We start from the raw sequence: 9272 nt of genomic DNA on the forward strand, positions 1-9272 counted from the left end.
GTGCCGATGCCGGCAACCCCGCAGCCCCGCCCGCCCGGCATCGCCCGCGCGCCCGACCGGCTGGTCTTCGTCGGCTCCGACAACCTGCCGAATCTCGACGGGCTGCGCTGGTTCCTGCGCGATGTCTGGCCCGGGCTGCGCGGCGCGCGGCCACGCCTGCGTCTCGATCTCGCGGGCGATTGCGGCGCCGCCCTCGGCCGCCTGCCGGCCGGCATCCGCCGCCTCGGCCGCGTGCCCGACCTCGCGCCGGTGCTGCACGAGGCCGCCCTCGCCATCGCCCCGCTGCGCACCGGCTCCGGCCTCAAGGTCAAGCTGCTCGACTATGCCCGCCACGGACTCTGGACGGTCGCCACCCAGGAGGCCCGCGCCGGCCTCGCGCCGGATGACGTGCTGCCGGTTCACGTGGCCGACACGGCGGCGAATTTCGGCGCCACCATCCTCGCCGCCCTCGCCCAGGGCGGCGAGGATGCCGACGCGCTCGGCTACATAAGCCGCCACTACGCCCCGGCCACCGTCTTCGCGCCGCTGGACGCGCTGCTGACCGTCTGAGGGAACTACCCGATCTCGACCAGCAGGTCCTTCGCGTCCACCGCGTCCCCCGGCTTGACGTGCAGCGCCTTCACCCGCCCGTCGCGGGGTGCGGAAATCCGCGTCTGCATCTTCATCGCCTCGATCGCGACCAGCGCCTCGCCCTGCGTCACCGCCTGGCCCTCCGCCACCAGCACGCTGGCGATCACGCCGGGCATCGGCGCGCCGATCTCGCCCTCGGCCTGGTCCTGCGCCTTGCGCCGGTGCGCGCGGGTCGGCGTCGCCGCCCGGTTCGGCACCTTGACCATGCGCGGCTGGCCGTTCAGCTCGAAGAACACCCGCACATCGCCGTCATCGTCGGTCTCGGTCAGCGTCTGCAGCCGGATCACCAGCCGCTTGCCCGGCTCGATATCCACGGCGATGTCCTCGCCCGGCTCCATCCCGTAGAAGAACACCGGCGTCGGCAGCACCGCCACCGGCCCGTAATGCCCCCGCGCCTTGCGATAGGCGGCATACACGTCCGGATACATCGCATAGGCGGCAAGCTCGTCCTCGTCGATCTTGGCGCCGCAGCGCTTCTCCGCCTCGGCGCGCATCGCGTCGAGATCGGCCGGCGGCAGCAGCGAGCCGGGGCGGACGGTATAGGCCGCCTCGTCGCGCAGCGCCTTCGCCTGCAACGCCTCCGGCCATCCGCCCGGCGGCTGGCCGAGATCGCCGCGCAGCATCTCGATGGTCGAGGCCGGGAAGGCGATCTCCCGCGTCGGGTCGAGCACGTCGCCCACCGACAGGCCCTGGCTGACCATCATCAGCGCCATGTCGCCCACCACCTTCGACGACGGCGTCACCTTCACGATGTCGCCGAACATCATGTTCACGTCGCGATAGGCGCGGGCGATCTCGTGCCAGCGCTCGGCCAGCCCCATCGAGGCTGCCTGCTCGCGCAGGTTGGTGAACTGCCCGCCCGGCATCTCGTGCAGATACACTTCCGACGCGCCGGACTGCAGGTCGCTCTCGAACGCCGCATACTGCGCCCGCACCGCCTCCCAGTAGAACGAGAGCTGGCGGATCGCCACCGGGTCGAGCCCGGCGTCGCGCCCGGTATGCCGCCACGCCTCCACCAGCGAGCCGAGGCAGGGCTGCGAGGTCAGGCCGGACATCGGGTCCATCGCCGCGTCCACCGCGTCCACCCCGGCCTCCACCGCGGCCAGCACCGTCGCCGCCGAAATCCCCGACGTGTCATGCGTGTGCAGGTGGATCGGCAGCCCCACCGCCTCCTTCAGCGCCCGCACCAGCACGCCCGCCGCCGAGGGTTTCAGCACGCCCGCCATGTCCTTGATCGCGAGGATGTGGCAGCCCGCCGCCTCCAGCTCCTTCGCCAGCCCCACATAGTAGTTCAGCGAATACTTCGCCCGCTCCGGGTCGAGAATGTCGCCGGTGTAGCAGATCGCCCCCTCGGCGAGCCGCCCGCTCTCGCGCACCGCGTCGATGGCGACGCGCATGTTCTCCACCCAGTTCAGGCAGTCGAAGATCCGGAACAGGTCGATCCCGCCCGCCGCCGCGCGCCGCACGAAATGCCGCACCACGTTGTCGGGATAGTTGGTGTAGCCCACCCCGTTCGCCCCGCGCAGCAGCATCTGCAACAGGATGTTCGGCACCGCTTCGCGGATCTCGCGCAGCCGCTCCCACGGGCTCTCGGTCAGGAACCGCATGGCGACGTCGAAGGTCGCCCCGCCCCAGCATTCCAGCGAGAACAGCCCCGGCAGCCCGGCGGCATAGGCGGGCGAGGCGGCGACGATGTCGTAACTGCGCATCCGCGTCGCCAGCAGCGACTGGTGGGCGTCGCGCATCGTCGTGTCGGTCACCAGCACCCGGGTCTGCTCGCGCATCCATTGCGCGAACCCCTCGGGGCCGAGCCGCTCCAGCACCTGCTTCGTCCCCTCGATTGGCGCCGCCGCCAGCCGCGGCACCTCCGGCCGCCGCGCGCTCGCCGCCGGCCGCCGCCGCCCCCGCGTCTCCGGGTGCCCGTTCACCGTCACGTCGGCGATGTAGCGCAGCAGCCGCGTCGCCCGGTCGCGCCGGCGGGGCAGGGCGAACAGCTCCGGCGTGGTGTCGATGAACCGCGTGGTGTAATCCCCGGCGCGGAACGCGGGATGCGTCAGCAGCGCCTCCAGGAAGGGCAGGTTGGTGCTCACCCCGCGGATGCGATACTCGCGGATCGCCCGCACCATCCGCGCGATCGCCTCCTCCGGCGTCGGCGCCCAGGCCGTCACCTTCTCCAGCAGCGCGTCGTAGAAGCGTGTCACCACCGCGCCCGAATAGGCCGTCCCGCCATCGAGGCGGATGCCGAAGCCGAACGCCCCGCGATAGGCGGAAATCCGTCCGTAATCCGGAATGAAATTGTTCTCCGGGTTTTCCGTGGTGATCCGGCATTGCAGCGCGTGCCCGTCGAGCACGATGGCCTCCTGCGCCGGAATCCCGGTCTCGTCCGGCCGCCCGATCCGCCCGCCCTCGGCGATGCGGATCTGCGCCTTCACGATATCGAGCCCGGTCACCACCTCGGTCACCGTGTGCTCCACCTGGATGCGCGGATTGACCTCGATGAAATAGAACCGCCCGGTCTCGCGGTCGAGCAGGAACTCCACCGTCCCGGCGTTGCGGTAATCGGTCGCCCGGCCGATCGCCAGCGCCGCCGCGCACAGCCCCTCGCGCGTCGCGGCGTCGAGATACGGCGCCGGCGCCCGCTCGATCACCTTCTGGTGCCGCCGCTGGATCGTGCAGTCCCGCTCGAACAGGTGCACGAGATTGCCGTGCGAATCGCCGAGGATCTGCACCTCGACATGCCGCGCCCGCCGCACCAGCTTCTCGAAATACACCTCGTCATTGCCGAACGCCGCCAGCGCCTCGCGCCGCGCCGTCTCCACCTGCTCGGCCAGCCCCTCCGCGCCCTCGATCGGCCGCATCCCGCGCCCGCCGCCGCCCCAGGAGGCCTTGAGCATCACCGGATAGCCGATCTCCGCGGCGATCCGCCCGATCTCCGCCGCATCCCGCGGCAGCGGCGCCGAGGCCGGCATCACCGGCACGCCGACGCTCTCCGCGAGCTGCCTGGCCGCCACCTTGTTGCCCAGCGTGCGCATCGTCCGCGGCGCCGGCCCGATGAACGCGATCCCCCGCGCCGCGCAGGCCTCGGCGAACTCCGGATTTTCCGACAGGAACCCGTAGCCCGGATGGATCGCGTCCGCCTTCGCCTCCTCGGCGACGCGCAGCACCTCCTCGATCGACAGATACGCCTCGATCGGCCCCATCCCCTCGCCGATCAGATAGGCCTCGTCCGCCTTGAAGCGGTGCAGCGAGAGCTTGTCCTGCTCGGCATAGACGCCGATCGTGGTAATCCCGAGCTCGGTCGCCGCCCGGAACACCCGGATCGCGATCTCCGACCGGTTCGCCACCAGCAGCCGCCTGAATGTCTGCACCGCCCTGTACCCCCTTTGTAACTTTTTTTGACCCCCGGACCCTATGGTCACCTCGCCGCGAGGGCAAGGCTTTTTGTGCGCTGCGGCAAAAATCGCCCCCGGCTTCACCCCGCGCCCGTTCTGCGCGACAACCGGCCCGATCACCGCGAGGGAAGAGGAGTCCATGAGCCAGCCGCGCACGACCGCACCCGCCGTTACCTGTTTCGGCCCCGATTTCCCCTTCGCCTATGACGACTGGCTGTCCCACCCCGCCGGCCTCGGCGCGCTGCCCGAAGCCGCGCACGGCGCCGAGGTCGCGATCATCGGCGCCGGCATCGCCGGCATCGTCGCCGCCTACGAGCTGATGAAGCTCGGCCTCCGCCCCGTCCTCTACGAGCAGGGCCGTCTCGGCGGCCGCCTCCGTTCCGAGCGTTTCGCCGGCGCCGAGGATGTCATCGCCGAGCTCGGCGGCATGCGCTTCCCCACCTCGTCGCGCGGCTTCTACCACTATCTCGACCTCGTCGGGCTCGACACCGCGCCCTTCCCGAACCCGCTCTCGCCGGCCTCGCCGAGCACCGTGATCGACCTCGAGGGCACCACGACCTATATCGAGGGCGCCGGCCCGCTGCCGCCCTTCTTCGCCGAGGTGCAATCCGCCTGGGCCGAGGCTTTGGAGCAGCAATCCGGCTTCGCCGCCCTGCAGGCGGCCCTCCGCGCGCGCGACGTCGCCGCCCTGAAATCGCTGTGGAACCCCATCGTCGCCGCCTGGGACGAACGCACCTTCTACGATTTCGTCGCCTCCAGCCCCGCCTTCGCCCGCCTGTCCTTCCACCACCGCGAGGTCTTCGGCCAGGTCGGCTTCGGCACCGGCGGCTGGGATTCCGACTTCCCGAATTCCATGCTCGAAATCCTCCGCGTCGTCCTCACCGAGCTCGAGGACGACCAGCGCCTCGTCATCGGCGGTGTCGAGCAGCTGCCCCGCCGCCTCTGGGCCCATGCGCCGTCGCGCCTCGTCCACTGGCCGGCCGGCACCACGCTGTCCGCGCTGCACAACGGCGCGCCGCGCCCCGGCGTCGCCCGCCTCGCCCGCGCGCCCGACGGCGCCATCGCCGTCACCGACCGCTGGGGCCACGAGCGCCGCTACGCCGCCGTCCTCTCCACCTGCCAGACCTGGCTGCTCACCACCTCGATCGAGACCGACGAGCGCCTGTTCTCCCAGAAACTGTGGATGGCGCTCGACCGCACCCGCTACATGCAGTCCTCGAAAACCTTCGTGATGGTCGACCGCCCCTTCTGGCGCGACCGCGACCCCGTCACCAACCGCTACCGCATGTCCTGCACCCTGTCGGACCGGCTGACCCGCGGCACCTACCTGTTCGACAACGGGCCGGACCGCCCGGCCGTCATCTGCCTCTCCTATTCCTGGATGAGCGATGCGCTGAAGGTCCTTCCCCTGCCGCCGGAGCGCCGCGTCGCCCTCATGCTCCGCGCCCTCTCCGCCATCTACCCGGATGTCGACCTGCCCGCCCGCATCATCGGCGATCCCGTCACCATCTCATGGGAGGCCGACCCCGGCTTCCTCGGCGCCTTCAAGGGCGCGCTCCCCGGCCATTACCGCTACAACCGCCGCATGTACTGCCACTTCATGCAGGACGACCTGCCGCCCGAGCAGCGCGGCCTCTTCCTCGCCGGCGACGAAATCTCCTTCACCCCGGCCTGGGCCGAGGGTGCGGTGCAGACCGCGCTCAACGCCGTCGGCGGCATCGTCCGCCATCTCGGCGGCGCCGCACCGGCGGCGAATCCCGGCCCCGCCGAATCCTTCGCCGCCCTCGCCCCCGTCGAGCTCCCCGAATGACGCCGTCCCTCTCACCATCCCGTCATCCGCCGCTGACATCGGCGCCCGCCGCCCCCACCTGAAGCCGGCCCCGGTTGCCGGGGCGGCACCGGAGAGCGGAGCAAAAACATGGATCTGGCCTTCGCCGCGCGGTTCCTGGGGGCGTTCTTCGCCATCATGAACCCCTTCGTCACCCTGCCGATCTTCCTGTCGATGACGGCGGACCGCACCGTCGCCGAACAGCGCTCGATCGCCCTGCAGATCGGCACCTACAGCACGGTGATGTGCCTCGTCATCGCCGTCGCCGGCAACGCGATCATCGGCTTCTTCGGCATTTCGATCGACGCCTTCCGCGTCGCCGGCGGCCTCGTTCTGCTCGGCATCGCCTTCTCGATGCTGAACGGCCACCCGATCACCGCGCACGAGCGCGGCGACCACGAGAAATCCGCCGACTCCGCCGCCGATGCGGCGGACGACGCCGAGGGCGGCATCGCCTTCTACCCGCTGACCTTCCCCCTCGTGGTCGGCCCCGGCACCATCGCCACCCTGATCATCTATGCCGGGCAGGCCCGCGGTGTGCCGGAATACGTCGCCTTCGGCCTGATCACCGCGCTGCTGCTCGCGGTGCTGATCGTCGTGCTCTACTTCGCCGCCTCGATCGGCCGGCTGCTCTCCGCCCGGATGCGCGTGGTCATGACCCGCCTGATGGGCATGATCCTCGCCGCCATCGCCGTCGGCATGGTCACCGCCGGCCTGAAGATCCTGCTCCCCGGCCTCACCTGAGGCCCCGCGAACCGCACGGGAGCCCCATGCGCGCCATCCTCTCCGTCCGGATTTCCTCGCCCCTGCCGGCCGACGAACTCGTCCGCCGCATGAACGCCCGCGCCGCGGACTTCGCCGCCGTGCCCGGCCTCGTCCAGAAATCCTTCGGCCTCGACCCGCTCAGCGGCGACATCTGCGGCATCTACATCTTCGAAACCCGCGCCGCCCTCGAAGCCTACCGCGCCAGCCCCCTCGCCACCTCGATCCCCGCCGCCTACGCGGCGACAGAGATCCGCCGGGAGATTTTCGATCTGGTCAACCTCGTGCAGAATTGAACCGCCCGCCGCGCCCGAACCGCCGACAGAGGCTGGCAGGGATCGCCGCTTCGGGCCGTTCAGTCGTCGGCGAAATATTTCGTCCGCACCGGCAGGCCGGCCTCGGCGCGCAGCTTGTTCTCGGTGAACGGCATGTCCCCGAACCCCTTGATGCCAACCGTCATGTGCTCCTCGCTCCGGTCGTCGCGCTCGGCGGCCCCGTTCAGGTAGTGCCATGCGTGGATGAGTTCGTGGCCCAGGGTGATATGGGGAATCAGCCAGGTCCCGTCCTTCGTGAGCAGCTCGTTGTTACTGTAATAGACCCAGCAGCAGCAGCCGCAGCCGACCTTGCCGCCACTCATCATCTTGCCGCGGCCTTCCGCCTCGTCGATGCCCTGGCACGCGATCTTCGCAGCCATCGACGGCATCAGAGCGCCCTTCCGGCCGTAATACCAGTCGTCATATTTCGCCTGGTCGCCGACCCGGATGTTGCCGTTGCCGCCGACCAGCCCGGGCGCGCTGTACTGCCGCGACAAGGGAGGCTGAAGCACAACGTTCACGCCGTTCGGAAAATGGCCGTGCGATCCCGGCCGCGACTTCGCGATGGCCTTGAGCAGTGCCTTGCCGGTGTCGAGCTGATTCAGTTTGCGCAGGTTTTCCTTGATGATAACCTTGGCCTCCTCGACGCGGCGAGTGGAACCTCGGCCGTTTCTGGAGCGACGCGGCCACCACCGCAGGTAGCGGCGCCCCCGCTGCCCTTAGCCAGTTTCTTGGTTCGGCTGGAGCGCCGTTTCTCCGTCCCGGCCTGATCGTCCGCTCGGCGTCGCGCGCAGCCGCGGTCAAGAATGGCCGCAGGCCGCTTCGCCGGCTCGTTCAGCCGCGCCTCCAACTCCGCAATCCGGCGTTCAGCAGCGGCCAGCCGGACCGTCAGTTCCACGTTCCGCCGCTCCGAAGCTTGCAATGCTTCCCACAGAGCACGGATCAGCGCATCTTTCTCGGCGTGCGATAGAACGGATAGATCAGGAAGCTCGGTCACGAAACCCGTCGAATCGCATCCGACGTGGTCACGTCAATTCACAATTGATTCAACACGCCTCCCGGCGGGGATGAGCAGCTACTCAAATTGCAGACCATTACCGAAAAAGTTCCCTACTACCGTGTAGTTGGCATTCTGCGCGGTGATGGCGGGGGTCGCAATGTCCCGATAATAGGCCCATGCCTTGTAGACGCTATATTCCTTGCGGAAGTCGCCAAGCTCGGTCCCGGAAACCTTCCAATATGAATAGGTTGCAGCGAGATCACCTGGAAAGCCCTGTCCGTAACAGTAGAAGTTTTGCCCCTGCCGGAAGAAGATCCAAACAAGTTTTGAAGTCGGAAGCACAAGTCCGAGCGGAGGAATATCAATGTTCGCCCGCTGCACTGCGTCCATAATGTATTTCTTAATCTGCTGCTCAATAACGAGGGCGTCAGAATCGCCGACATCGCGCGCCAGATTCTTGAGCAGCCCCTGGAGCTGATCGAAGTGCGTCGGAATCCCCATCCGTCGCTGATCAGCTGTGTGTTCAGTCTTTCCAAACAACTCGAAGATACGAGCCTTAATCTGCTCTTGTGCAAGCGAGCTACCGCCATGAGTTGCTCCATTGCCGGCCGAATAATCAGTGCCGCGCCTGCCTAGCCCATGCTTGGCGTCCCACTTATCTTTCAATGACTTACCCTCCTCTACGCATCAAGCAGATTAACTCACTGCCTTGTCTACAAATCCCAGCGTCGTGGCATTCTCGATCAATGTTCTGGTCTTTGCACGATCAAGCCCACTTTCTACTTCAGCGTCAATCTCAAAACGTATTGATACCAAATCCTGTGGGGAGTGACTCACGATAGTGCTCCCGCGACGCGGGGGCGCTGTGATCCTAACCTTGAAATACAGAGCAGATGCCGGATCGTAGTCGAACCCGAGGCCGGGGAATTCCTAAGATGCCTGGATTGCCATTCTTCGCCTCCTCTCTTCTTCCGCCGCTGGCCGCCGCCCCGCGTGCGCGTGCCGTCCCGAGCCTATCCGTAACGCGTTGTCTCGATAGATAAACCGGAAATGCTGTTCCCGGCATGTCCCAGGTCACACAACCGGCGCGCGAAGAAAAAAATTGCCCACCCCCGCCCGTCCATGGTCTTTTGCGCGGCATGAACCTGGCCGCCCGCTTCGCCGCGATCCTCCACGCCCTCTGCGCCGCCGTCGCCAGGCGCGGCGCTAACGGGGCGTTCGTGCGCGAAACGTCGCGGCCCGGCTCGGCCTTCGCCGATCCGCACGCCATGACCGTCCTGCTCTGGTCCCGCCTGCAACGCGCCGTCGCCCGCTTCGCCCGCCTCGCCGCCGGCGCACCGCCGCCG

8 protein-coding genes and 1 pseudogene are annotated in these 9272 nt (G+C 68.3%); 5 read left to right on the forward strand and 4 right to left on the reverse strand.

Annotation, left to right across the window (positions count from 1 at the left end):
• The coding region (locus RT91_RS17735) for a glycosyltransferase family 4 protein (RefSeq protein ID WP_035188886.1) at nucleotides 1–549 on the forward strand (549 nt) is incomplete at its 5' end.
• Nucleotides 550–554: 5 nt separating this feature from the next.
• Here the strand turns inward: RT91_RS17735 and pyc are convergent.
• On the reverse strand, nucleotides 555–3998 hold the full coding sequence (gene pyc, locus RT91_RS17740) for a pyruvate carboxylase (RefSeq protein ID WP_035188887.1): 3444 nt from the start codon (nucleotides 3996–3998) through the stop codon (nucleotides 555–557).
• A 163-nt stretch (nucleotides 3999–4161) separates the two neighbouring features.
• Between pyc and RT91_RS17745 the strand changes: the two genes are divergently transcribed.
• The 3 genes from RT91_RS17745 (at nucleotide 4162) to RT91_RS17755 (ending at nucleotide 6908) form a co-directional block, all read left to right on the forward strand.
• Nucleotides 4162–5832 (forward strand): NAD(P)/FAD-dependent oxidoreductase, encoded by a 1671-nt coding sequence (locus RT91_RS17745; RefSeq protein WP_035188889.1) that lies wholly within the window; start codon nucleotides 4162–4164, stop codon nucleotides 5830–5832.
• 108 nt (nucleotides 5833–5940) lie between these two features.
• On the forward strand, nucleotides 5941–6594 hold the full coding sequence (locus RT91_RS17750; protein ID WP_007421463.1) for a MarC family protein: 654 nt from the start codon (nucleotides 5941–5943) through the stop codon (nucleotides 6592–6594).
• 26 nt (nucleotides 6595–6620) lie between these two features.
• A complete protein-coding gene (locus RT91_RS17755; RefSeq protein WP_035188890.1) occupies nucleotides 6621–6908 on the forward strand; it encodes a YdhR family protein in 288 nt (95 codons plus the stop codon).
• 59 nt (nucleotides 6909–6967) lie between these two features.
• On the opposite strand, the gene RT91_RS17760 is transcribed toward RT91_RS17755, so the two are convergent.
• From RT91_RS17760 to RT91_RS17765, 3 genes are all read right to left on the reverse strand, one after another.
• Nucleotides 6968–7438, reverse strand: coding sequence for a M91 family zinc metallopeptidase (locus RT91_RS17760; RefSeq protein WP_007421462.1), 471 nt, complete (start codon nucleotides 7436–7438; stop codon nucleotides 6968–6970).
• 89 nt (nucleotides 7439–7527) lie between these two features.
• Entirely contained in the window at nucleotides 7528–7923 is a 396-nt protein-coding gene (locus RT91_RS21680; protein WP_035188892.1) for a hypothetical protein, read from the reverse strand.
• Between the two features lie 78 nt (nucleotides 7924–8001).
• The gene (locus RT91_RS17765; RefSeq protein WP_138919137.1) at nucleotides 8002–8592 is read right to left on the reverse strand and encodes a hypothetical protein; all 591 of its coding nucleotides are present in this window, start codon (nucleotides 8590–8592) and stop codon (nucleotides 8002–8004) included.
• 473 nt (nucleotides 8593–9065) lie between these two features.
• On the opposite strand from RT91_RS17765, the pseudogene RT91_RS17770 reads away from it, so the two are divergent.
• Nucleotides 9066–9272: pseudogene (locus tag RT91_RS17770) on the forward strand (hypothetical protein); the annotation flags it as partial.

Origin of the sequence: Acidiphilium sp. JA12-A1 (assembly GCF_000724705.2) — a bacterium.
Taxonomy (GTDB): Bacteria; Pseudomonadota; Alphaproteobacteria; order Acetobacterales; family Acetobacteraceae; genus Acidiphilium; species Acidiphilium multivorum.

Excerpts from the sequence above, each read along its gene's own strand:
- RT91_RS17755 (WP_035188890.1), top strand. The coding sequence starts at position 6,621 with ATGCGCGCCATCCTCTCCGTCCGGATTTCCTCGCCCCTGCCGGCCGAC.
- RT91_RS17750 (WP_007421463.1), top strand. The coding sequence starts at position 5,941 with ATGGATCTGGCCTTCGCCGCGCGGTTCCTGGGGGCGTTCTTCGCCATC.
- RT91_RS17745 (WP_035188889.1), top strand. The coding sequence starts at position 4,162 with ATGAGCCAGCCGCGCACGACCGCACCCGCCGTTACCTGTTTCGGCCCC.